The sequence below is a fragment of the Bacillus sp. S14(2024) genome (assembly GCF_050473785.1).
Lineage (GTDB): Bacteria > Bacillota > Bacilli > Bacillales > Bacillaceae_G > Bacillus_A > Bacillus_A yunxiaonensis.
This window is the reverse complement of sequence record NZ_JBFLUP010000006.1, coordinates 2,825,583-2,848,363: the sequence shown is the minus strand read 5'-3', so window position 1 is coordinate 2,848,363 and position 22,781 is coordinate 2,825,583. Positions and strand designations below refer to the sequence as shown.

Here is a 22,781-nt window from a genome sequence, read left to right as displayed (position 1 = left end):
AATTCAAAAGACTAAGAATAGTACATTCCTTCCGTGAATACAATGCATTGAACTATGATTTTGTACTGATGAGTAGGGGTGTGGGATGATGCAAATAAATATGCAATCCCGTCTTACAACAAACGAGATGCTTTTTATTATTGACAATGGATTACCGAAAACGACAGTACCGAAGAACATTATTATTATTGGAGCAGGCATGGCAGGGTTAGTAGCTGGATCGTTATTGAAGGCCGCCGGTCATCGCGTGAAAATATTAGAGGCAAATGATCGAATTGGCGGGCGCATTTATACAGTTAGGATGCCGGAAACAGGCTTATATCTAGATGTTGGGGCAATGCGGATTCCTTATACACATGAACTAACACTTGCATACAATAAGAAGTTTGGATTAAAGTTAAACCCATTTATTAATCGAAATGACACGGATATTATATATGCAAATGGTCGCAAGACAACATTGAAACAATATGAGAAAAATCCGAGTATTTTACGTTATCCAGTTGCAGTGAATGAAGAAGGAAAATCATCGGAAGAGTTGTTGATGTTAGCAATACAACCCATTCTTGATTTCATTAAAAGAGACCCAGAAAAAAATTGGAGTATAGTAGAGAAAGATTTTGGTAGGTATTCTACAGCAGAGTTTTTAAAAGATTATCCTCACCAATATAAAGTATCTTTTTCACCAGCTGCAGTAGAAATGATAGGGGTACTTCTTGATTTAGAAGGATTTTTAGAAAGAGCATTTGTAGAAACATTGCGCTTTATTTATATTTTACAGCAATCTACAGGGTTTTATGAAATTGAAGGTGGCAACGACGCATTGCCCAAAGCTTTTTTACCGCAATTACAAGATGATATTGTCTTTCAGCAAAAATTAATGAAACTAGCGCAGCACGAAAAAGGAATTACAGCATATTTGCGTAATGAAAAAACGTTTGAATACAGCAGTATTACAGGTGATGTTGTCATTGTTACCATTCCGTTTACAACAATGAGATTTGTTGAAATTGATCCGTATGATTCTGTTTCTCATGGAAAATGGAGAGCCATTCGAGAACTACATTATATGGCTGCTACGAAAATAGGAATTCAGTTTAAAAGTCGCTTTTGGGAAGAACAGGGTCAACTTGGTGGCCGCATTATTACTGATTTGCCTATTCGTTATGCATATTATCCAAGTCATGGTATTGGTACAAAAGGTCCTGGAATGGTACTTGGAAGTTATACATGGTCGTATGATGCATTGTTGTGGGATGGCTTATCTGAAAGTGATCGTATTTATTATACTTTGCAAAATTTAGGGACAATACTTGGACATCAAGTGTATGATGAATTTATTTCTGGGATATCGAAAAGTTGGACATTAGACCCGTACGCATTAGGAGGGTTTGCAGTCTTTCAGGCAAATCAACAATCAGAATTACAGGATGATATTGTGAAACCAGAAGGAAGAATATATTTTGCAGGTGATCATACTACGTTATATCATGGCTGGATACAAGGCGCAATTGAATCAGGAATTCGTAGCGCAGCAGCAATAAATCAATTACAGATGTAAAAAGAACACGAGAATAAATCTCCTGTTCTTTTTGTGTACTTATGGAACTGGATGACCGTTTGAACTTTCAAAGATTGTAAACCATTGCTGACGGTCTAATGTTAGTTTTGTTGCTTCAACAGCTGTTTTGACACGTTCTAGTTTACCAGAGCCAACAATCGGCAGCATATTGGCTGGATGAGCAAGTAGCCATGCATACATGATAGAATCGATTCCAGTAATGCCAAAATCAGTGGAAATTTTCTCCAATGTACGGCGTAAGCGAATTGCACGTTCACTTTCCCCTTTGAAAATTTCACCGCCAGCAAGAGGAGACCAAATCATAGGAGAAATTCTGTTTTCTTGGCAATGTTCAATTGTACCTTTTTCAAAATGTTCAAGTTGCATAGCAGATACTTCAATTTGATTTGTAACAAGCGGGAAATCTAAATATGAACTTAACATGTTGAACTGAGAAGGAAGAAAGTTGGATACACCAAAGTGTCGTACTTTTCCATCTTGTTTTAAACGAGAAAAAGCTTCTGCAACTTCTGCTGGATTCATGAATGGATCCGGACGATGAATAAGTAATACATCGATATAGTCTGTATTCAGATTTCGAAGTGATTGCTCTGCGCTTTTTATAATATGCTCAGTACTTGTATTATAGTGAACGACATAGCGTTCTGGAAATTTAGGTGATGTGAGAGCGATTCCGCATTTTGTAACAATTTGCATATTGTCACGTAAACTTGGTTTTAATTGAAGCGCTTTGCCGAATAAAGCTTCGCATGTATAGTCGCCGTAAATATCGGCATGGTCAAACGTAGTAATGCCCATCTCCATACAAGATTCAATGAAGGAAAGTAATTCTTGATCTGTCATATTCCATTCTGCTAAGCGCCAAAACCCTTGGATAATTCGAGAAAATTCTAGGTTTTGAGCCATTTGAATACGTTCCATTTATGAATGTCCCCCTTGCTGATATGTATGAACCTAATCAATATGAAAAGGTTTTCTTATTTACCATTATTATATATTCGTGTAGACATGCTTACAACTAATATGTTTTGTATTTAGAAAATAAGAAGACAACCTATGATATAATACGTAATCATATATGTAACAAGGAGATGTAGAACAGTGATTCCAGTAACGATATTAACCGGGTTTCTCGGATCAGGGAAAACAACTTTATTAAATCGTATTTTATCTGAAGAGCATGGAAAAAAACTTGCGGTTATTGTAAATGAAATCGGACAAATTGGTATCGATAATCAATTAATAATGAATGTAGAAGAAGAAATTATGGAAATGACAAATGGCTGTCTATGTTGTACTGTACGTGAAGATTTGCTTGTCGCACTAAAGCATTTACTAGAAGTAAAAGCGACAGGTCAAATGGATTTTGAAGGTTTAGTGATTGAGACAACAGGGCTTGCAAATCCGGGCCCAATTATTCAAACATTCTTTTTAGACCCTATTATTCAGTCTGCATACCAAATTAATGGTGTAGTAACTGTAGTAGATAGCTATCATATACATAAACACTTTGAAAAAGGTTTAGAAGCAAAAGAACAGATTGCTTTTGCTGATATGGTTTTAGTAAATAAATTGGATCTAATAGAACCAGTAGAAAAAGAAAATTTGCTTATTGAAATACAAGGGATTAATCCAACTGCAAAATTAATCCCAACAACAAATTGTGAAGTAGATATTCCCTCATTACTAGATATACAAACATTTAAAACGTGTGATAAGTTAGAAATTTATCCGCATAAAGAACAACATCATTTAGAAGGTGTAAAGTCATTTGTGCTAAGGGAAGAGCGTCCTCTTGATTTACAAAAGATAAATGAATGGATGTCAGCTGTTGTACAAGAATTAGGAGAGTATTTATACCGTTATAAAGGAATATTATCTGTTGAAGGGGTAAATCGCCGCATAGTTTTCCAAGGTGTACACACGTTATTCGCTGCTTCATATGACAGGGAGTGGCAAGAAGGAGAAGAACGTGTCAGTGAGATTGTTTTCATTGGTAAAGACTTAAATAAAGAATGGTTTCAAGAGCATTTTCAGGAATGTATAAAATAAGCCTGCGTTTTGAACTGCAGGCTTGTTTTTAGTGTGCAATTAATCTTTTCCAGCTTCAACTAGCTTTTTTGAACCAATAACTGTTTTAACATGAATTTTGGTTATTTAAATTTTATCTCGTTATTCGCGGGCAGTAAAAGCCCGATTGGTAAGAGATTTCCATCAGTGGGGGATGAAAAAAACATTGATGGAAGTTTCATTTTATTTTTTGAAGAAATTGGTTACTATTTTAGAATTTTCGGTGCTTATTATTAAACCTCGAACGTAGTTTTGATCTGTACTTTCTGCTATTGTATTTAAGTCAAACTGTAGCCTATGAAAAAGACAGCTGAAAAAATTTCAGCTGTCTGAAAGGGAAGGTGCATTTAGTTTGTAGCTTCTTTTAAAGTGTTGATGTTTTCTTCCATCAATGTAAAGTAATCTTTATTTTTTTTCGCATCATCCTCGGAAATGGTTGCAAGGTGATTTAAACGTAAGATTTTTGTTCCTGTTTCTTGTTGAATGACTTCTGCTACTTTTGGTGTAGAGAATGTTTCAAATAAAATATATTTTAATCCATGCTCTTTGGCTGTTGCTGCGATAGAAGCTAAGTCTTTTTGGGAGGGTTCATCAGAAGCAGAAATACCTGCAATTGGAATTTGTTTTAAACCATAACGTTGCTCCCAATATCCATATGCAGCATGAGAAACTAAAATTTCTTTTGTTTTTGCATGATCAACGACATCTTTAAATTGACTATCTAAATTTGTGAATTTTGTTTGCAATGCAGCGAAATTTTTCTCAAATACTTCTTTATGTTCAGGTTGTAATTCAACAAGAGCATTTTTAATTGTTTCAGCTTGTTTCATGGCAAGTGTTGGGTCTAACCAAACATGAGGGTCTTTATCATGATGATGTTCTTCTTTATGGCCTTCTTCATGTTCCTCTTCAGTTGAAGAGCGCAGTTCTATACCTTTTGATGCATTTACAATTTTGACATTTTCATTTTTTAATGTTTTTTCCATTTTTTCAGCAAATGGTTCTAATCCAGCTCCGTTATATACAAATAAATCTGCTTTTGCAACTTGTACAGTTTGTTTTTGAGTTGGTTCATACGTATGAGAGTCTGCACCTGGTGGATAAATGGCTGTTACGTCTACATAATCACCACCGATTTTTTTAGCAAAGTCAGCTAAGGGGAAAATAGTTGTATAAATGGAAAGTTTGCCGTCTTTTTTATTTGATGTGTTATTTTGTTTCGAACATCCAGCAAATATAAGGGTAAATATTAGTACGAATGAAAATATAAGTGATTTTTTCTTCATTTTATGCTCCTCATCTCTTTACTTTCTAGCATTCATTTTCTCTAACAAAAAGAAAGAATATCTTTCTTTTAAATAAAACGGAATAATTACGTTTTGATTCACCGATTTAGTATAATACATCTTTGGAAATGTTGCAATAAATAATAATGATTACGATTTATAATTTGTTCTAAATTTGTCACAATGCTATGGTTTATTTTTTATGTTTTTGCATATATCTTTTCATTTCTTTCATATAGTGTGATAGAGGGTGCAGAAAAGGGGATGAGTGAGTGGAATATGGGATCGAAGCGATTTTATTGATATTGGCTGTTGTGTGTCCGTTATCATGTGTGCTTCTTTTTTTAAAAGCACTTATTCGGAATTTAGGAGATCCAAATACAATTACTGAGATGCCAAAAAGAGAAAAAGAATAAACAAAGCGCTTGCATATTGTATTACGCTGTGCTTATGATAGAGAAAGATATTAGAAAATAAAGAGGTATAGAAACGGATGAAAACAAGAACCGCATTAGTACTTGGAGCTAGTGGCCTAGTCGGGCAAGAAGTTACACAGTTACTGATTGATTCGGACTATTACGATTCAGTTACGATTTTTGTAAGAAAACCGCTGGAATGGGAACATGAAAAATTGCAGCAAAAGCAAGTGGATTTTTCGATTTTAGAACAATATAAAGAATTTTTTGCTGTAGATGATGTGTTTAATTGCCTTGGTACGACAATTAAAAAAGCAAAAACGAAAGAAAACTTTAAAAAAGTTGATTATGATTATACAATACGTGCTGCTCGTTTAGCAGAAGAACAAGGAGTACAAAATTTTCTTGTTATTTCTTCTATGGGTGCGAATCCGAGGTCACTATTTTTTTATTCACAGGTAAAAGGACAGATGGAGGAAGATATTAAGAAGCTAGTCATAGGAGGCATTCATATTTTCAGACCATCTCTTTTACTTGGAGAACGAGAAGAGTTTCGTTTTGGAGAAAGACTGGGAGAAAAGATTTCAGGTATTATGCCGTTTTTATTTAAAGGGTCTTTTACAAAATATAGGCCGATTTCAGCAGAGCAAGTGGCAAGAGGAATGTATGTAACAGCGCTGCGTGAAAAGTCAGGGGTTCATATACATGAATCTTCGGAAATTGCTAAGATGAAATAAAAGGAGAGAGAAGGTGCCTTCTCTCTCCTTTTATTTGGTAGTGTTTTTAATTTTTCCCGGAGCCCGGCTATACTGAAACGGCTCAGTTAATTCAAAACCAAGTTCATTCGCGGCTGTTCTAGGAAAATATGGGTTTCGTAATAACTCCCGGCCGATAAAAATTAAGTCAGCAGAACCTTGTTGTAAAATTTCTTCTGCCTGTATGCCACTTGTAATAAGTCCAACAGCCCCTGTAGCGATAGAAGCATGTTCCTTTATATGTTTTGCATAGGATACTTGATAACCAGGATATACATCAATATGTGCTGGTACAACAGCCCCGGAACTACAATCAATAAGGTCAACGCCTTGCTCTTTCATCCACTTCGCAAATGTTACATAGTCTTTTATAGTTAAACCTTCTGGATGATAATCATGAGCGGAGATACGAACGAATAACGGACCATTCCATACTTTTTTCATTTCATCAATAATTTCCCGTAAAAAACGATAGCGGTTTTCATGGGATCCCCCATATTCATCTGTACGGTGATTTGTTAATGGAGATAAGAATTCATTAATTAAATAACCGTGTGCTCCATGTAACTCGATGATATCAAATCCAGCTTCTTTTGCGCGCGCCGCCCCATTTCGAAAGGCTGTGATCGTTTCGTGTATTTGTTCTTTGCTCATCTGTACAGGAATTTTCATAGAAGAATCAAAAGGAATAGCTGATGGCGCAATAGGATCTGTATGGAGAACAGCTTTTCTACCTGCATGTGCAATTTGGATAGCTGCTTTTGCTCCATATTCATGAGTTATATCGACAATTTGACGTAGACCCGTTATGTGTTCATTATCCCAAATTCCTAAATCTTTGTGGGAAATGCGTCCTTCAGGTGTTACTGCTGTAGCTTCTAACATAACAAGCCCTACTTGACCAGCTGCACGCGATGCATAGTGAACAAGATGGAAGTTTGTTGCTTTTCCATCTTCGTTGTTAGAGGAGTACATACACATAGGTGACATAACAATTCGATTTTTTAGTGTAACATCTTTAATTGTATATGGTGAAAATAACTGGCTGTTCACAATAATGATCCTCCTTTATTCCGTCTAAATGGGAATGATTCAATCTTAATTTGTTTATAAATCCAGAATGGTTGAATGAATCGTTTTGATAATATTGTAGCACTGCGTTCTTTTTTTCCATAACGAAATGCTTAAAGAAATCTTATGTTATGATTAGTCTACGTTTAGTGAATCACTATAATTTCATTGTTTTAGAATGGAAGATTTAAGTCATGATACAATAGCAAATAAATGAAGAACTAGGAGGTTTTTATGTATCAAGCATATTATAAAAGTGAACTTGGATGGATTGAAGTAAAAGGGGATGAGAACGGGATTTCTTCAGTATTATTTGTAGAACAAAAACAAGAAGATGTTCTTCATCCGATCGTTGAGCAGTGTGTAATGGAGCTAGATGAATATTTTCATAAGAAACGAACAGTATTTACTGTACCGCTCCAAGCAACAGGAACTCCATTCCAGAAGCAAGTATGGAATGCGCTTTGCAGTGTTACGTATGGGAAAAGTGCCTCTTACCTTGATATTGCTGATAAAATTGGAAATCCAAAAGCTGTACGTGCTATTGGCGGAGCAAACAGTAGAAATCCGATTTCTATTATTGTGCCTTGTCACCGGATTATTGGGAAGAACGGGAAATTAGTAGGTTATGAAGGTGGACTTTGGCGAAAAGAATGGTTATTAAAGCATGAAGGGTTTTTAAGATAATAGAACAAATCTTTCAATTGTTAAGATTTGTTTTCATGAGATGATAAGAGTATTTTACAAAGTAAAACTGATACTAACAGAATTATATTTTCGTTAATTGTGAGATAAAAGTGACATGTGTCACTTTTTCTTTTTTTACAGATAGTATTTGAAATTATCAGAAAATTATGTATAATACTATTCAAGAGTACTTGGTCTTATTTTTAATTGTTATATACAGAAAGAGGGGAAAAGGTTTATGAAGAAGAAAGCATCACTTATTACAGCAATTGCACTCTCTACAAGTGTGTTAGTTGCCGGATGTGGAAATGGAGAAAAAGCATCAACAACAGAAAAGAGCGGCAATGAAGCGCTTGCTGATAAACAAGTGCTAAATTTACTCGAAACAGCAGAAATTCCTTCTATGGATACATCGAAATCGACTGATACTGTATCGTTTCGTGTATTTGTAAACGCAATGGAAGGATTATATCGGTTGGATAAAGATAATAAGCCAACGCCTGGTATGGCTAAAGATGTAAAAATTAGCGCTGATAAGAAAACGTATACATTTCATTTACGTGATGCAAAATGGTCAAACGGAGAGCCTGTAAAAGCACAAGATTTTGTATTTGCTTGGCGTCGTGCTGTTGATAAAGCAACAGCATCAGAATACGCTTTTATTTTGTTTGATGTAAAAAATGCCGAGAAAATTAATAAGGGGGAACTCCCGCTTGAACAGCTCGGTGTAAAAGCAGAAGATGATAAAACATTAGTGGTGGAATTAGAGAAACCTACACCTTATTTCTTAGAGCTTACGACGTTCCCAACATTTTTCCCGCTAAATGAAAAGTATGTGAAAGAACAAGGTGACAAATACGCATTAGAGGCAGATAAGTTATTGTATAATGGACCATTTGTGATGAATCAGTGGAAGCATGAACAAAGTTATCAATTAAAGAAAAATCCAAACTATTGGGATAAAGATAATGTGAAATTAGAGGAAATTAATGTAAGTGTTGTAAAGGAAACATCAACAGCTGTAAATTTATATGACACTAACGAAGTAGATCGAGTAATTTTAAGTTCAGAATTTGTTGATAAGTATAGAAACAGCAAAGAATTTAAATCAGAGTTAGACCCACGTATGTATTTTATTCGTTTTAATGAGAAGAATCCGATTTTTGCGAATAAAAAAGTGCGTGAAGCTATTGACCTAGCGTATGATAAAAAAGGAATTGCAAATACGATCTTAAACGATGGCTCGTTACCTGCATATTACTTAGTACCACAAAAATTTACAAAAGGACCGGATGGAAAAGACTTCCGTGAAACAAATAAAAACTTCCATGATGGTAAAGATAATGCAGCAAAAGCGAAAAAGCTATGGGAAGAAGCGAAAAAAGAGTTAGGTCAAGATACGATTACAGTTGAAATGTTAAACTATGATAAAGATAATTTGAAAAAAGTAGGAGAATACATTAAATCAGAACTGGAGAAAAACTTACCTGGTTTAAAAGTTAATATTAAACAGCAGCCATTTAAACAAAAGTTAGATTTAGAGAAGAAGTTACAATATGATTTCTCCTTATCAGCGTGGAGCCCGGATTATCCAGATCCAATGACATATATTGATATGTTTACTTCAGATAGCGCATTTAATGAAATGGCATATGCTAACCCAAAATATGATGAACTAGTTGCAAAATCAAAAGGCGAGTTGCTAACAGATGAGAAAGCAAGATGGAAGGCACTTTCTGAAGCGGAAAAAATCTTATTTGATGATGCTGCAATTTCTCCAGTTTACCAGCAGAGCGTTGCTTTCCTTGAAAAATCTAAGGTAAAAGGAACTGTTAAGCATACATTTGGCGGAGATTTTAGCTATAAATGGACATATATTACAAAAAAATAGTACGATAAAGATGCGCGAATATTGCGCATCTTTTTTTTGTCCCGCACTAACGGGCAGTAAACCCCCAACTTGAGATTTAGGGAAGAACGTTGTCTAGCTCTAGCGGCTAGAATCTCCGGTCGTTTCACCCCCTCGGATGAGGCAAAAAGCGTCTTTCTACCTTGGGTGCGGGCGTCCTGCGATTCTGGGCGATTTTCTACAGAAGATAGGTGAGGGATAACTGCTGGCATGCGCCCGATTGGTGAGAGCTAATCATCAGTGGGGGATGAGGAACCCTCCACTGATGGAGGCTTCACTTTATTGAGAGGAGATAACGACAGTGATAAAAGGAATGAATCATCTTTGCTTCTCTGTGTCTAATTTAGAGAAATCAATCCAGTTTTATGAACACGTGTTGGAAGGAAAGTTACTTGTAAAAGGTAGAAAGCTCGCTTATTTTGACGTATGTGGAATATGGTTTGCGTTAAATGAAGAAAAGGATATTCCAAGAAATGAAATTAATCAGTCGTATACACATATTGCTTTTTCGGTAGAAAAAGAGGATTTCGCAGCCTTATTACATCGTCTTGAATCTAATAAGGTACATATTTTACAAGGACGAGAACGTGATGTGCGAGATTGCGATTCTATTTATTTTACTGATCCAGATGGTCATAAATTTGAATTTCATACAGGGACACTTCAAGAGAGAGTGCAATATTACAAAGAAGCAAAACCACATATGGTATTTTACTAAATATCGGAGGGAGAGGAGAAGGCATGCATGTGCTTGTCGTTGGTGGAACGGGAATGTTACAGGAAGTGTCAAAGTGGTTTGTTGAACAAGGTTTTCATACCTCTGTAATCGGTCGGAATGTAAAGCGTTTAGAGGAAATAAAAAAAATATGTAAGGCTTCTGAAAGAGTTACGTGTTTAGCTGTTGATTATCATGATAGTGATGAATTGCGTGCTAAAATTAAAAACTCAATAAAAAACAATGGCCCAATTACTCTTGTTGTTGCTTGGATTCATTCCACAGCTGTAGATGCATTGCAAATGATTAGTGAGGAGATTGAAGTGTTTTCGAAAAAATGGGAGTTATTTCATATACTTGGAAGCAATGCTTATAAATCTGATAAAAAAGTAAGATACTCTTCTTTATGCAGTTATTATCGAATTATATTAGGTTTTGTGGTAGAAGAAAAAAGTTCTAGATGGCTAACACATAGTGAAATTGCAAGCGGTGTTATAGTAGGATTACAAAATAAACAACAGGAATGGATTGTGGGAACATTAGAACCGTGGGATGTTAGACCGAGTTTGTAAAGGAGAAAATCATTATGAAAACGATGTTATACATTACGCGTCACGGGGAAACAGAATGGAATGTAGAAAAAAGAATGCAAGGCAGAAAAAATTCTAATTTAACCGAAACTGGAATGCTGCAAGCGAAACAATTAGGAAACCGCATGAAAAATATGCCGCTTGATATTATTTACAGTAGTCCAAGCGGACGAACGATGCACACAGCTCAGTTAATTAGGGGTGATAGAGATATTCCGATTGTAGCAGATGAACATTTATATGAGATTGATATGGGAGTTTGGGAAGGATATACACAAGTTGAATTGCAAGAAAAATACCCGAAAGAGTTTGATTTATTTTGGAATGCACCGCATCAATATGAATCAAATTTAGGGGAGAATTTTTATGACGCAAAAGCGCGTGTATTAAAGGGGCTTGAATACATACTTAAAAAGCATGAGGGAGAGAGTGTTTTAATTGTTTCTCATGCTGTTACATCATTGCTTATGATGGGACACTTTGATCAACGCTCTATCGAAAAAACATGGGACGGTCCTTTCATGCATAGTGCAAGTTTAAGTATGATTGAAGTTGAAGAAGGACAAGGTACAATTCACATGTTTGCTGATATTGCACATTTTGAAGAGGTATAAAGAGTTTATAGTTTTATAAAATTAATAGACAAATAGACCGCTTAAAGCGGTCTATTTGTGTTTTAAAAAAAGTGAAGGCCACTTTGGATTTTTTAGAGTAATGAAAGAATTCGTATATGTTTTGAGCATATATGATATTAGCTACGAGAGCGACAAGAACGAGAGCGGCAAGAACGAGAGCGTCCAGAACGAGAACGTTTGGAACGAGAACGGCAAGAGCGAGAACGTTTGGAACGAGAACGGCAAGAGCGAGTACGTTTGGAACGGGAACGGCAAGAGCGAGAACGTTTGGAACGAGAGCGGCAAGAGCGAGAACGTTTGGAGCGAGAGCGGGAACGGCAAGAGCGAGAACGTTTGGAGCGAGAGCGAGTACGTTTGGAACGAGAACGAGAACGGGAGCGAGAACGGGAGCGAGAATGGGAACGGGAACGGGAACGAGAACGGGAACGAGAGCGAGAACGGCAAGAGCGAGAACGTTTGGAACGGGAACGAGAACGAGAACGAGAGCGGGAACGGCAAGAGCGAGAACGGGAGCGAGAACGGGAGCGAGAACGGGAACGACAAGAGCGAGAACGTTTGGAACGGGAACGACAAGAGCGAGAACGGGAACGACAAGAGCGAGAACGTTTAGAACGAGAACGGCAAGAGCGAGAACGTTCGGAGCGGGAACGGCAAGAACGAGAACGTTTAGAACGGCAAGAACGAGAACGTTTAGAGTAGGACTCAGGCTCTTGGCTCAAGAAGTCCTCCATGCCAGCGCTCTTCACTTCTTCGACTGCTTTTTGAATATCATCTTTGTTATACATCTATCAAAATCCCCCTTAGAAAGAAATAAGATTTCCATCTATTTTTAAATAATGTGTTTTCTGTTAATAAAGTATGTTAAGCGGATGGATTGTGTTTGTTTTTTTTTTGAAAATGGTGGTTTATCCTAAGGGATAGTCTGCGGTAGGTAGTCTACTCTGTTTAGTGAAAAAACGCTAAAATGTAATAAAAAACATATAGCGGATGTGGCAAGAGGAAAAGGAAAAGCATACATTGATTGTAGATGAAAGAGAAGGGAAGGGAGAATATGTTACCTTCTTATGAATTTTATATTCATCCAATGAATATTGTAGCGCTGCGAAAAGATGTTTGGTCTGATGATCCTGTTCCAGCTAAGTTAACATATGGAAAAAGAAAGTATGATATTGATATCGTATATCGCGGCTCTCACATTCGAGAATTTGAGAAAAAATCATATCATGTGATGTTTTACAAGCCAAAATTTTTTCAAGGTGTACATGAAATGCATTTGAATTCCGAATTTAATGATTCGTCTTTAATTAGAAATAAGTTATCACTGGATTTTTTTTCTGACATAGGTACGTTATCTCCAAAGTCGCAATATGTTCTTGTGAAGATTAATAATCGATTTGAGGGCGTTTATTTACAGTTAGAATCTGTAGATGAAAATTTTTTACGCAATCGTAATTTGCCAAGTGGCTCAATTTATTATGCAGTCGATGATGATGCCAATTTTTCTTTAATGAGTGAACTAGATAAGTGTATAAAAACGAGATTATCAGCCGGGTATGAGCTCAAATGTAGAGATGAACATAGTGAAGAATATATAAGTGAATTTGTCTATCAGTTAAATACAATTTCGCGAGCGGCGTATGAGAAAGAGATTGTAAAATATATTGATGTTGATAAATATTTACGATGGTTAGCGGGTGTTGTATTCACACAAAACTATGATGGATTTGTTCACAATTATGCACTCTACCGTAATGAAGAAACAAAGTTGTTTGAAATGATTCCATGGGATTATGATGCAACGTGGGGGCGAGATGTACGAGGTCGAAAGATGAGATATGATTACTCTCGCATTCAAGGATTTAATACATTAAGTGCTAGATTACTTGATGTTGATGTATTTAGGAAGCGGTATCGAAAAATTTTGGAGGAAATTCTCTCAAACCAATTTACAGTAGATTATATAAAATCGAAAGTAGAAGGAATGCATGGAGAAATTCGGCCATATGTTTTGCAAGATCCGTACATGAAAAAGAAAATAGATGTATTTGATGATGAACCAAATTTGATTTTTCAATATGTTGAAAAGCGTCGTGGATTTATAATAGAACATTTAGATGAATTATGAAGGCGAACAAAAAAGAGATTGAGAGACCAATCTCTTTTTTGTTATACAATAAATGTAATCTAAGTGGAGGAAGGTGAAATGATGGAGATAAAGTGGATCGAATGGGTAAAACAAATACAAGCAATTGCGCAGGCAGGATTAGCATATTCCAAAGATGTGTATGATATAGAACGTTTTCAAGAGCTTCGGAAATTATCAATTGAAATGATGTCGCATTATACAAAAATGGATTGGGAAGTGGTTGAGCATTTATTTGCAAATGAAACAGGCTATCAAACTCCAAAAGTAGACATACGAGCGGTCGTATTTCAAGAAGGGAAGTTACTTTTTGTAAAAGAAAAAAGTGATGGGAAATGGGCAGTTCCAGGTGGATGGGCTGATATTGGTTATACACCTACGGAAGTTGCACAAAAAGAAGTGTTAGAAGAAACAGGTTACAAAGTAGAAAATTTCCGATTACTATCTATCTTTGATAAGCAGAAACATCAATCATCACCTTCTGCAATTGATGTATACAAAATATTTATTAGCTGTGAAATAGTAGGTGGTGAAAGACAAATCGGTATTGAAACAGAAGATGTTCAGTTTTTTGGAGAAGACGAATTGCCGGAGTTATCGATAGGAAGAAATACGGAATGGCAAATCCGGCAAATGTTTGCTTATATGAAAAATCCGAATAAAGAAAGATTAATAGATTGAAAAAATAACAAAGATTATATGTAAAGTTACTTTGATAACTACAATGTTTTTTCTAATATGATTTTTGTTTCACCTTTTTCATCGGTATATGTACCGATAATATTAAATTCATGTTTAATATTTAACATAAGCATGTTTCTCCATTTATTTTTTGTTTTTGTTTGGATTGTCTTATAGCAATTCTCTTTGCACCACTTATGCTGCATACGCATCAGTTTTGAAGAAATGCCCTGTTTTCTATAGTTTGGATGTACACCGCCAATCCAACTATAGAAATGCTTTTCTTTTCTTTCATAGCCAATTTTAAAGCCAATTACAGTTTCATGATCGAATGCAAGTATTAAAAGTAAATGTTTCTTTTCATTTATTTCTCTTAGTAGATTTGTATTGGAGACTTGAAAAATTTCTTCGTATAAGGTCAATAAATCTTTTATTATTTTCCTATTTTTGGAATAGTTTCTAGTAATTTATATTCCATCGAGCACTTTCTCCCTTCTGATTCGAAATATTTTAGTATATACTTTTAATTATTACATAGTTTTATACGAATAGGTAACGACATATTGGCAAGGACATGGTTTTATGAAATAATAGGAAAGTATGTGAAGTAAAAAAAGGAGATAAGTGAAAAATGCTAGCAAATTTGATTGATCAGTTACTACAATTTTTTATAAGCCTAGGGTATTTTGGGATTGCGCTAGGACTCATGATTGAAATCATTCCAAGTGAAATTGTACTGTCTTATGCGGGCTTTTTAGTTGCAAAGGGAGAACTTAATTTCGTTGGGGCAGTCATTGCCGGAACGATTGGTGGAACTTTAGCACAAATTTTCCTTTATTGGCTTGGATATTATGGTGGGCGCCCAGTTGTTGAAAAATATGGTAAATATATATTGATTAAAAAGAAACATTTAGATGTGGCAGAAGCATGGTTTAATCGATATGGTGTAGGTGTTATTTTCTCTGCGCGTTTTATTCCAGTTGTACGTCATGCGATATCGATTCCAGCAGGGTTAGCTAAAATGTCATTACAACGATTTACAATATATACGGTACTAGCAATTATTCCGTGGTCTATTTTGTTTATTTATTTCGGTGAACAACTTGGTGGAAATTGGCGTCATATTAAAGAATACGCTGCTGACTATACGCATTATTTCGCAATAGCTGCCATTCTTTTTATTGTTGTATACATAGGCATGAAAATATTAAAAAAAAGAAAAACAGGTCGTTAAAGTCAATGGATTTTCATTGGCTTTTTCTTTATTTATCGCTACTATTAGCGAGTAGTAAGATCCCCACCTCAAGATTCAGAGAAAAGCATTGTCCAGCTCTAGCGGCTAGAATCTCCGGTCGTTTCGCACCTTCGGACGATGCAAAAAGCGCCTCTCTGCCTTGAACGCGGGCGTCCTACGATTCTGAGCAAGCCGCTTCCGTTTTTCTTAAGAAGATAGGTGGGGGATAACTGCTGACATGCGCCCGATTGGTGGGAGCTTAGTTTATCAAAGTTTCACTTTGTATAAGTTCTAAAAGTAGAAAGTTGTCCATATGGTGTAGTAAAACAGTATAGCGGAGGAATTTCATGAAAGGATCACCGTTTTTACGCGGAACATTCTTTTTAACAATGGCAACGATGATTTCGAAAATGCTTGGGTTTATATACGTTATTCCTTTTACTGCGATGGTTGGAACGGGTGGATATGTATTGTATACATATGCTTATCGTCCTTATACAATTATGCTTAGTATTGCAACAATGGGTCTTCCATTAGCAGTGTCAAAAATGGTGTCTAAATATAATGAATTAGACGATTATTACACGGTGAAGCGAGTATTGAAAAGCGGGCTTATTTTTATGATTTTTATGGGAGTTATATCATTTTTATTATTATATAGTTTAGCTCCTCAGTTGGCGAAAATTGTTATTGATACCGGAGATCAAACGGGCAATAGTGTGACGGCTGTTACATATAATATTCGAATCGTGAGTTTTGCTTTATTAATTGTACCATCGATGAGCTTATTACGTGGATTTTTTCAAGGGTTTCAATCGATGGGGCCATCTGCTTCAAGCGTTGTGGTCGAGCAATTTTTTCGAGTGCTAACAATTTTAATCGGAAGTTTTGCGGTGCTCCATATATATAAAGGATCAACAGCGTTGGCGGTTGGAGTTGCTACGTTTGGTGCTTTTGTAGGGGCAGTAGCAGGGCTGGGAATCTTAATTGGATATTACATAAAGAGAAGAAGACATTTAAAGAAAAAAGAAAGTATGAGTGTTCCGCAAACGACAAAGTCATTTTTTACACTTTATAAAGAATTATTTGCATACTCCATTCCATTTGTTGTTGTAGGTCTTGCAATTCCTTTGTACCAAACAATTGATACATTTACAATTAATAAGTTATTAATGCAGATGGGATATTTACAGCGGGAAGCAGAAAAAATGAATGCAGTTATTGGGCTTGTACAAATGATTGTATTAATTCCAGTTTCTGTTGCTACAGCTTTTAGCATGTCGCTCGTTCCTGAAATGACAAAGGCGTATGTAGCAAGAAATGAACAGTTATTATATAAACATTTTACAAGGACAAATTTGCTTGTGGTATTTATTACGATTCCAGCATCGTTAGGAATGATGCTTTTAGCTGAACCGGTATATACATTACTATTTGGGACGGGGAATGATCCAGCAATAGGAAGTGTGATTTTACGCTATTACGCCCCGGCTTGTATACTCTTTTCACTTTTTTCTGTAACAGCGGCCATGCTACAAGGAATTAATCAACAGCGAAAAACGGTGCTTGGTTTGCTTATAGGAGTAGGTGTAAAAATTGTGCTAAATATTGTATTACTTCAGCAATTTGACTATATTAGTTTTATTATTGCAACGTATGCTGGTTATACTGTTTCAGTTTCATTTAACTTGTGGATACTTTCCAAATATGTTATAAAGGCATCATAATGTAAATAAAAGACAGAGAGTGCTCTGTCTTTTTCTATTTTAATAATTTGTGAGGGGAAGCGTTTTCAAAGGAATTTTCTATTGAAATCTTCTCGTTTGTTTCATATGCTGAAAATGGCGGTTTAAAATAGACTGTTATTTCAAAGTGAGGTTGATTCCTACATGTAAAAAGAATCGGGGTGATAGTATGTTAAATATTTATTTAACAGACCGAAACGGAAAACTACAAGAAATCGAGGAAATTCAAAAAGGCTGTTGGATTAATGTGCTTCATCCAACAGAGGAAGAAATTCAATTTTTAGTTCAAACATTAAACGTAGAATTGGACTTCATTAAAGACCCTTTGGATGATGAAGAACGTTCACGTATTGAAAAAGAAGATGATAATGCTTTAATTATCGTCGATATTCCAACAGTTAGACATGACGAAGAAGGAAATTCAATGTATGATACGATTCCGATTGGTATGATTGTCATGCCGGAATGTTTTGTTACAATTTGTTTGGAAGAAAATCCGATTTTTGAACGTTTTATTAATCAACGTATTAAAGAATTTTATACTTTTAAAAAGACACGTTTTGCACTGCAGCTCTTATATACGATTTCTACTTATTATTTACGTTATTTAAAACAGATTAATCGAAAAACAACGGATTTAGAGCATGAGCTCAATAAATCGATGAAAAATAAAGAGATTTTTACTTTATTAGGACTTGAAAAAAGCTTAGTGTACTTTACGACATCTTTAAAGGCAAATAAGATTGTGATTCAAAAATTGATGCGAAATAATACATTTTTGAAAATGTATGAAGATGATCAAGATTTACTTGAAGATGTATTAATTGAAAATAAGCAGGCAATTGAGATGGCCGAAATATATAGCCATATTTTAAGTGGTATGATGAATACATTTAGTTCTGTCATTTCCAATAATTTGAACAGTGTTATGAAGTTTTTAACTTCTATGACAATCATATTATCAGTGCCAACAATGGTTTCCAGTTTTTTTGGAATGAACGTTCCGGTTCCTTTAAGTGGAAACCCTCATGGTTTTTTAATGGCTATGATTATATCTGCAATATTATCTTGCGTAATGGCCTTTGTTTTTTGGAAGAAACGTTATTTTTAATATGAAACTCAGCTGTTTTGGAACATTTCCAAAACAGTTTTTTTGCTATAAAGTATTGAGAAATTAGCATTTTTGCACACTGCTGTTCATTAATCTACGAAATGAAATATGTATAATATGCCATTTAGGTTAATTTTTATAACTACTTGTTCAATTTATGGATTCCAGTTACAATTACTTATTGTTACTGAAAAGATGGGGGATATGCATCATGGAAATGTTTCATTTACCAAAAGCGTTCCTGCAAATGAATACGATTTTTATTTCAATTTTAATTGAAGCATTGCCATTTGTATTAATTGGTGTATTCATTTCAGGATTCATTCAAATGTTTGTGACAGAAGATATGGTAGCAAAATGGATGCCGAAAAATCGTTTTCTGGCTGTATTATTAGCTGTTTTTCTAGGGATGATGTTCCCTGGTTGTGAATGTGGAATAGTTCCAATCGTTCGACGCCTAATCGGAAAGGGAGTACCGCCCTACGCTGGTATTGCCTTCATGCTGACTGGACCGATTATAAATCCTGTCGTTTTATTTGCGACATATGTAGCGTTCGGTAGCAGTATGCATATGGTTTGGTATCGTGCTATTGTAGCTATTATTGTAGCTGTTATTGTTGGTCTTGTATTATCGTTTATGTTTAAAGATCATCAACTACGAAATACTAATTTTCCAGTGGTAGATCATAATCGTCCATTTCGTCAAAAATTTTGGGACGTATGTACACATGCGGTGGAAGAGTTTTTCTCAATGGGAAAATTTTTAATTATCGGTGCACTGATTGCGGCAAGCGTACAAACTTTTGTGAAGACTTCTACGCTGCTTGCAATTGGACAAGGACCGTATTCTTCACCAATTGTTATGATGGGACTTGCTTTTATTTTGTCGCTATGTTCAGAAGCTGATGCGTTTATTGCATCTTCATTCCAAAGTACATTTGCAACACCGGCTCTAGTCGCCTTTCTTGTATATGGACCGATGGTAGATATTAAAAATATGATTATGATGCTTGCGAATTTTAAAACACGTTTTGTTATTGTAGTTATTGTTTTAATTACAGTTGTTGTTTATGCAAGCTCACTACTCATTTATGCGATGGGGTGGTAATCGATGTTTCGAGCTTATATTTTACTTGGATTTACAATTTTGTTAGCACAACTTCATATTTCGGGTGATATCACGAAATATATCAATATGAAATATGCGTATTTATCAAAAACAGCAGCGATTATTTTAGGTTTTTTAACTGTGATTCAAATGATTATCGCATTTCAAAAAGAGCATGGTAAACATGACCATGATCATGATTGCAATACAAGTCATTGTGGTCATGATCATTCAAAAGACGAAAACACACGGTGGAAACGTATTGTCACGTATACAATATTTTGTTTTCCAATTATTACGGGGCTCTTTTTCCCAATTGCAACATTAGATTCTGATATCGTAAAAGCAAAAGGGTTTCATTTCCCTGTTGCGGAGCCAGGAAATACAGACCCGTTTATGAATCGACAGTTTTTAAAACCTGACACGAGCATTTACTATGGACAAGAAGGTTATCGGGAACTTATGGAAAAAGAGAAGAAGCAATTCGTAACAAAAGATAAAATTGCTTTAAACGATACAGACTTTTTGAAAGGGATGGAAGTAGTATATAACTATCCTGGCCAATTCACGGGTAAAACCATTTCTTTTAAGGGGTTTGTATTCCGTGATGATTCTTCTAAAAAAGAACAATACTTTGTATTCCGCTTTGGAATTATTCACTGTGTTGCTGATTCAGGTGTGTATGGGATGCTGGTCAAGAAACCAGAAGATGCTCAGTGGAAGAATGATGATTGGATTCAAGTTGAAGGAACAATTTCAACAGAGTTTTATCAACCGTTTCACGCAAATATACCTGTATTAGAAGTTACAAAATGGAGTACAGTAGAATCTCCAAAAGATCCATATGTATACCGAGGAGCCGATTCATAAAATCGGCTTCTTTTTTATAAATGAAAACTTTATAAAATTTTCCCCGCTATTCGTGAACAGTAATATCCTTACCTCAAGGTTATGCTAAAAGCAAAGATTAGGTGGGGGATACAGAAAAATTCCACTGATGAAAGGTTCATATTATCATTATAAACAGAAAAAGAACATCTAATCACTAGATGTTCTTTTTCATAGTTTTTTGGTCTACATAAAAGTTGTATGAAGTGGATAGCTAGTTAGCAAAAACAAGCAGCACCCACAATAATTAAGAGGATAAATAATACAACAACTAACGCAAACCCGCCGCCGTGAACTCCAAAGCCCATTGTTCTTTTCCTCCTTTTGTTTTAGGTTACAGAATACAATATGCACTTTCGGAATGATTTGACAGGGATATATGCCATGTAAATGATGTTTTTTATTGAATAGGGATATAGTGAGGGGGAAACCTATAAAAATGATGATTTGAAAGGAAAGGATTTTTGATGAGACAACTTCTGGTCCTCCTTTTATGTATAGGAATTTTGGTGATATGGATGAACGTAGATGTAGAAATAGGCAGAAACAGTTTAAAAGAAAATCAGATATCACAGATTCGTTATGGTGATTTTAAGCTTTATGTAGATGGAAATGATTTATATCGAGATCTTTTTGCTGATATTGATCAGGCGAAACAGTATATTTATATTCATTTTTATATTGTAGGTAAAGATAAGGTAAGTAAAAATTTTTTACAATTATTAAAGCAAAAAGCAGCTTCAGGTGTTGATGTGGAATTGTCTGTGGATCGGGTTGGAGGATATAAAATAAATAAAAAAACGATACAAGAATTAGAGCAGAGTGGTGTGCAATTTACGTTTAGTAAAAAGCCTCGTTTCAAAAATTTCTTTTATACACTTCATAATCGTAATCATCGCCGCATTGCGGTAGTAGATGGGAATATATCATATGTAGGGGGATTCAATATAGGGAATGAATACCTTGGGGAGGATCTTCGTTTTGGAAAATGGCGTGATTATCATGTTCGTATTACTGGTTCAGGTGCACAGGATATGAAAATCCAGTTTGCAAAAGACTGGGAATTGGATACTGGGAAAGAGTTATCCCCACATGAGATAACGCCTATACAAGGAAGTAACAAGTATCGATATGTATTTACAGATGGAAAAGGTTTATGGACGACATATTACAAAGAGATGATACAAAGTGCGAAAACATCAATTGTTATTGCAACTCCTTACTTTGTGCCCAGTAAAGAAATGATGACGGGATTACAAAATGCATTGCAGAGGGGAGTAAGATTACAAATTCTTGTCCCTTTCAAAAGTGATGCTTTGCTATTAAAGCAGGCAGCTTACTCTTATCTGGAAAAATTACTGCGTTCTGGAGCAGAAATATATCAATATCGAAACGGTTTCTTTCATGGGAAAGTGACTCTTATTGATGATAAGTTTGCAGATATCGGAACTGCGAATTTTGATAATCGTAGTTTTTATATAAATGCAGAATCAGATTGTTTTATTTATGAAGGAAAAATCATTGGTGAAATACAACGTAGTTTGCAAAGGGATTTCCAGGAAGCAAAACAATTTTCAGAGAAAGACTTTGAAAAAATGAATATGTGGGATAAGTTTCTTGCAAGAGTATCAAAAGTTCTGTCGTTCTATTTATAGCATACATATCAGTAGAGAGGAGGAAATATTGAATGGATTATATTGACGAACTCATGAGTTATAGCTATGAAGTAATATGTGTAATTGGTGAGTATATGAAAGAAGTATGTGATAATGAATTAAAAGAATTGTTACAGCAACATTTACCATACTTATTACAAGCGTATAATGAACAGATTAACTTTCAAGAAGGTGAAAATGTACAGCATGTTATTGGTAAGTATCCAGTTTCATCCTCAATTGAAACGGTGCATAAGAACTATAGTGGACAAAAAGATGATATAGAAATTGCCTTTTCGTATATTTCACATTTGAAGCGATTGGCACTTGGGTATGCACAGGTGGCGATCCAAGTGGCAAATCCAGAATTTCGTTCTTTTTTAGAAAGTTGTTTTTTGAAAATGAATCGAAACGCATACAGCGTGTGGCAATATGTTATGAAAAAAGAGTATAGCATACAAGCAATGATGGATGAAGAAAAATATGGATGAAAAAGACAG

The 22,781-nt window shown here is 35.3% G+C and carries 24 protein-coding genes and 1 pseudogene; 19 read left to right on the top strand and 6 right to left on the bottom strand.

The window, feature by feature from the left end; all coding sequences use genetic code 11:
• Window positions 1-88 precede the first annotated feature (88 nt).
• Window positions 89-1,561: a flavin monoamine oxidase family protein gene (locus AB1279_RS14725; RefSeq protein WP_429754323.1), complete on the top strand. Its 1,473-nt coding sequence runs from the start codon at window positions 89-91 to the stop codon at window positions 1,559-1,561.
• 39 nt (window positions 1,562-1,600) lie between these two features.
• Here the strand turns inward: AB1279_RS14725 and AB1279_RS14720 are convergent, their stop codons facing one another.
• The gene (locus tag AB1279_RS14720) at window positions 1,601-2,503 is read right to left on the bottom strand and encodes an aldo/keto reductase (protein WP_429759560.1); all 903 of its coding nucleotides are present in this window, start codon (window positions 2,501-2,503) and stop codon (window positions 1,601-1,603) included.
• Window positions 2,504-2,683: 180 nt separating this feature from the next.
• Here AB1279_RS14720 and AB1279_RS14715 point away from each other — a divergent pair, with 180 nt between their 5' ends.
• Window positions 2,684-3,634, top strand: coding sequence for a CobW family GTP-binding protein (locus AB1279_RS14715; RefSeq protein ID WP_429759558.1), 951 nt, complete (start codon window positions 2,684-2,686; stop codon window positions 3,632-3,634).
• Window positions 3,635-3,999: 365 nt separating this feature from the next.
• Here AB1279_RS14715 and AB1279_RS14710 read toward each other — a convergent pair whose 3' ends face one another.
• Entirely contained in the window at window positions 4,000-4,938 is a 939-nt protein-coding gene (locus AB1279_RS14710) for a metal ABC transporter substrate-binding protein (RefSeq protein WP_429759557.1), read from the bottom strand.
• Between the two features lie 272 nt (window positions 4,939-5,210).
• On the opposite strand from AB1279_RS14710, the gene AB1279_RS14705 reads away from it, so the two are divergent.
• Together AB1279_RS14705 and AB1279_RS14700 are read left to right on the top strand one after the other, a co-directional pair.
• On the top strand, window positions 5,211-5,354 hold the full coding sequence (locus AB1279_RS14705) for a hypothetical protein (protein WP_429754455.1): 144 nt from the start codon (window positions 5,211-5,213) through the stop codon (window positions 5,352-5,354).
• A 77-nt stretch (window positions 5,355-5,431) separates the two neighbouring features.
• Entirely contained in the window at window positions 5,432-6,091 is a 660-nt protein-coding gene (locus AB1279_RS14700; protein WP_429759555.1) for an oxidoreductase, read from the top strand.
• Between the two features lie 30 nt (window positions 6,092-6,121).
• Here the strand turns inward: AB1279_RS14700 and namA are convergent, their stop codons facing one another.
• Window positions 6,122-7,162 (bottom strand): NADPH dehydrogenase NamA, encoded by a 1,041-nt coding sequence (namA, locus tag AB1279_RS14695; protein WP_429759553.1) that lies wholly within the window; start codon window positions 7,160-7,162, stop codon window positions 6,122-6,124.
• Between the two features lie 252 nt (window positions 7,163-7,414).
• Between namA and AB1279_RS14690 the strand changes: the two genes are divergently transcribed.
• From AB1279_RS14690 to AB1279_RS14665, 6 genes are all read left to right on the top strand, one after another.
• On the top strand, window positions 7,415-7,867 hold the full coding sequence (locus AB1279_RS14690) for a methylated-DNA--[protein]-cysteine S-methyltransferase (protein ID WP_429759552.1): 453 nt from the start codon (window positions 7,415-7,417) through the stop codon (window positions 7,865-7,867).
• A gap of 238 nt (window positions 7,868-8,105) precedes the next feature.
• Window positions 8,106-9,758, top strand: a complete 1,653-nt coding sequence (locus AB1279_RS14685) for a peptide ABC transporter substrate-binding protein (RefSeq protein ID WP_429759551.1) — start codon at window positions 8,106-8,108, stop codon at window positions 9,756-9,758.
• A gap of 319 nt (window positions 9,759-10,077) precedes the next feature.
• A complete protein-coding gene (gene fosB, locus AB1279_RS14680; RefSeq protein ID WP_429759549.1) occupies window positions 10,078-10,494 on the top strand; it encodes a FosB/FosD family fosfomycin resistance bacillithiol transferase in 417 nt (138 codons plus the stop codon).
• Between the two features lie 23 nt (window positions 10,495-10,517).
• Window positions 10,518-11,063 (top strand): short-chain dehydrogenase, encoded by a 546-nt coding sequence (locus AB1279_RS14675; RefSeq protein ID WP_429759548.1) that lies wholly within the window; start codon window positions 10,518-10,520, stop codon window positions 11,061-11,063.
• 14 nt (window positions 11,064-11,077) lie between these two features.
• A complete protein-coding gene (locus tag AB1279_RS14670; protein ID WP_429759546.1) occupies window positions 11,078-11,695 on the top strand; it encodes a phosphoserine phosphatase 1 in 618 nt (205 codons plus the stop codon).
• A 198-nt stretch (window positions 11,696-11,893) separates the two neighbouring features.
• Window positions 11,894-12,415, top strand: a complete 522-nt coding sequence (locus tag AB1279_RS14665) for a hypothetical protein (protein ID WP_429761554.1) — start codon at window positions 11,894-11,896, stop codon at window positions 12,413-12,415.
• Between the two features lie 17 nt (window positions 12,416-12,432).
• On the opposite strand, the pseudogene AB1279_RS14660 reads toward AB1279_RS14665, so the two are convergent.
• Window positions 12,433-12,501, bottom strand: a pseudogene (locus AB1279_RS14660) (CotG/ExsB N-terminal domain-containing protein); the annotation flags it as partial.
• Between the two features lie 266 nt (window positions 12,502-12,767).
• On the opposite strand from AB1279_RS14660, the gene AB1279_RS14655 reads away from it, so the two are divergent.
• Window positions 12,768-13,841 carry a CotH kinase family protein gene (locus AB1279_RS14655; protein WP_429759544.1) on the top strand — a complete coding sequence of 358 codons (1,074 nt, stop codon included), beginning with the start codon at window positions 12,768-12,770 and terminating at the stop codon, window positions 13,839-13,841.
• An 81-nt stretch (window positions 13,842-13,922) separates the two neighbouring features.
• On the top strand, window positions 13,923-14,540 hold the full coding sequence (locus AB1279_RS14650) for an NUDIX hydrolase (protein WP_429761413.1): 618 nt from the start codon (window positions 13,923-13,925) through the stop codon (window positions 14,538-14,540).
• A 38-nt stretch (window positions 14,541-14,578) separates the two neighbouring features.
• Here AB1279_RS14650 and AB1279_RS14645 read toward each other — a convergent pair whose 3' ends face one another.
• A complete protein-coding gene (locus AB1279_RS14645; protein WP_429759542.1) occupies window positions 14,579-14,962 on the bottom strand; it encodes a GNAT family N-acetyltransferase in 384 nt (127 codons plus the stop codon).
• Between the two features lie 209 nt (window positions 14,963-15,171).
• Here AB1279_RS14645 and AB1279_RS14640 point away from each other — a divergent pair, with 209 nt between their 5' ends.
• The 5 genes from AB1279_RS14640 to AB1279_RS14620 all read left to right on the top strand — a co-directional run bounded on the left by AB1279_RS14640 (window position 15,172) and on the right by AB1279_RS14620 (window position 20,608).
• Window positions 15,172-15,774: a DedA family protein gene (locus AB1279_RS14640; protein WP_429750313.1), complete on the top strand. Its 603-nt coding sequence runs from the start codon at window positions 15,172-15,174 to the stop codon at window positions 15,772-15,774.
• A gap of 347 nt (window positions 15,775-16,121) precedes the next feature.
• The gene (locus AB1279_RS14635; protein ID WP_429759540.1) at window positions 16,122-17,501 is read left to right on the top strand and encodes a putative polysaccharide biosynthesis protein; all 1,380 of its coding nucleotides are present in this window, start codon (window positions 16,122-16,124) and stop codon (window positions 17,499-17,501) included.
• Window positions 17,502-17,688: 187 nt separating this feature from the next.
• Window positions 17,689-18,630, top strand: coding sequence for a magnesium transporter CorA family protein (locus AB1279_RS14630; protein ID WP_098310478.1), 942 nt, complete (start codon window positions 17,689-17,691; stop codon window positions 18,628-18,630).
• A gap of 211 nt (window positions 18,631-18,841) precedes the next feature.
• Window positions 18,842-19,738, top strand: coding sequence for a permease (locus tag AB1279_RS14625; protein ID WP_336480309.1), 897 nt, complete (start codon window positions 18,842-18,844; stop codon window positions 19,736-19,738).
• 3 nt (window positions 19,739-19,741) lie between these two features.
• Window positions 19,742-20,608, top strand: coding sequence for a TIGR03943 family putative permease subunit (locus tag AB1279_RS14620; RefSeq protein WP_336480310.1), 867 nt, complete (start codon window positions 19,742-19,744; stop codon window positions 20,606-20,608).
• A gap of 236 nt (window positions 20,609-20,844) precedes the next feature.
• Here the strand turns inward: AB1279_RS14620 and AB1279_RS14615 are convergent, their stop codons facing one another.
• On the bottom strand, window positions 20,845-20,934 hold the full coding sequence (locus tag AB1279_RS14615) for a YjcZ family sporulation protein (protein WP_098310481.1): 90 nt from the start codon (window positions 20,932-20,934) through the stop codon (window positions 20,845-20,847).
• Window positions 20,935-21,093: 159 nt separating this feature from the next.
• Between AB1279_RS14615 and cls the strand changes: the two genes are divergently transcribed.
• The gene (gene cls / locus AB1279_RS14610) at window positions 21,094-22,281 is read left to right on the top strand and encodes a cardiolipin synthase (protein WP_429759537.1); all 1,188 of its coding nucleotides are present in this window, start codon (window positions 21,094-21,096) and stop codon (window positions 22,279-22,281) included.
• 32 nt (window positions 22,282-22,313) lie between these two features.
• On the top strand, window positions 22,314-22,772 hold the full coding sequence (locus AB1279_RS14605) for a spore coat protein (protein ID WP_336480312.1): 459 nt from the start codon (window positions 22,314-22,316) through the stop codon (window positions 22,770-22,772).
• The last annotated feature ends 9 nt before the right edge of the window (window positions 22,773-22,781 follow it).

What these genes read in the sequence shown, in the direction of transcription:
- AB1279_RS14675 (WP_429759548.1), top strand. Translation starts at nt 10,518, where the DNA reads ATGCATGTGCTTGTCGTTGGTGGAACGGGAATGTTACAGGAAGTGTCA.
- AB1279_RS14720 (WP_429759560.1), bottom strand. Translation starts at nt 2,503, where the DNA reads ATGGAACGTATTCAAATGGCTCAAAACCTAGAATTTTCTCGAATTATC.
- AB1279_RS14670 (WP_429759546.1), top strand. Translation starts at nt 11,078, where the DNA reads ATGAAAACGATGTTATACATTACGCGTCACGGGGAAACAGAATGGAAT.
- AB1279_RS14700 (WP_429759555.1), top strand. Translation starts at nt 5,432, where the DNA reads ATGAAAACAAGAACCGCATTAGTACTTGGAGCTAGTGGCCTAGTCGGG.
- AB1279_RS14620 (WP_336480310.1), top strand. Translation starts at nt 19,742, where the DNA reads ATGTTTCGAGCTTATATTTTACTTGGATTTACAATTTTGTTAGCACAA.
- AB1279_RS14650 (WP_429761413.1), top strand. Translation starts at nt 13,923, where the DNA reads ATGGAGATAAAGTGGATCGAATGGGTAAAACAAATACAAGCAATTGCG.
- AB1279_RS14635 (WP_429759540.1), top strand. Translation starts at nt 16,122, where the DNA reads ATGAAAGGATCACCGTTTTTACGCGGAACATTCTTTTTAACAATGGCA.
- cls (WP_429759537.1), top strand. Translation starts at nt 21,094, where the DNA reads ATGAGACAACTTCTGGTCCTCCTTTTATGTATAGGAATTTTGGTGATA.
- AB1279_RS14615 (WP_098310481.1), bottom strand. Translation starts at nt 20,934, where the DNA reads ATGGGCTTTGGAGTTCACGGCGGCGGGTTTGCGTTAGTTGTTGTATTA.
- AB1279_RS14605 (WP_336480312.1), top strand. Translation starts at nt 22,314, where the DNA reads ATGGATTATATTGACGAACTCATGAGTTATAGCTATGAAGTAATATGT.
- AB1279_RS14655 (WP_429759544.1), top strand. Translation starts at nt 12,768, where the DNA reads ATGTTACCTTCTTATGAATTTTATATTCATCCAATGAATATTGTAGCG.
- AB1279_RS14640 (WP_429750313.1), top strand. Translation starts at nt 15,172, where the DNA reads ATGCTAGCAAATTTGATTGATCAGTTACTACAATTTTTTATAAGCCTA.
- AB1279_RS14625 (WP_336480309.1), top strand. Translation starts at nt 18,842, where the DNA reads ATGGAAATGTTTCATTTACCAAAAGCGTTCCTGCAAATGAATACGATT.
- AB1279_RS14710 (WP_429759557.1), bottom strand. Translation starts at nt 4,938, where the DNA reads ATGAAGAAAAAATCACTTATATTTTCATTCGTACTAATATTTACCCTT.
- AB1279_RS14690 (WP_429759552.1), top strand. Translation starts at nt 7,415, where the DNA reads ATGTATCAAGCATATTATAAAAGTGAACTTGGATGGATTGAAGTAAAA.
- AB1279_RS14725 (WP_429754323.1), top strand. Translation starts at nt 89, where the DNA reads ATGCAAATAAATATGCAATCCCGTCTTACAACAAACGAGATGCTTTTT.
- AB1279_RS14685 (WP_429759551.1), top strand. Translation starts at nt 8,106, where the DNA reads ATGAAGAAGAAAGCATCACTTATTACAGCAATTGCACTCTCTACAAGT.
- AB1279_RS14630 (WP_098310478.1), top strand. Translation starts at nt 17,689, where the DNA reads ATGTTAAATATTTATTTAACAGACCGAAACGGAAAACTACAAGAAATC.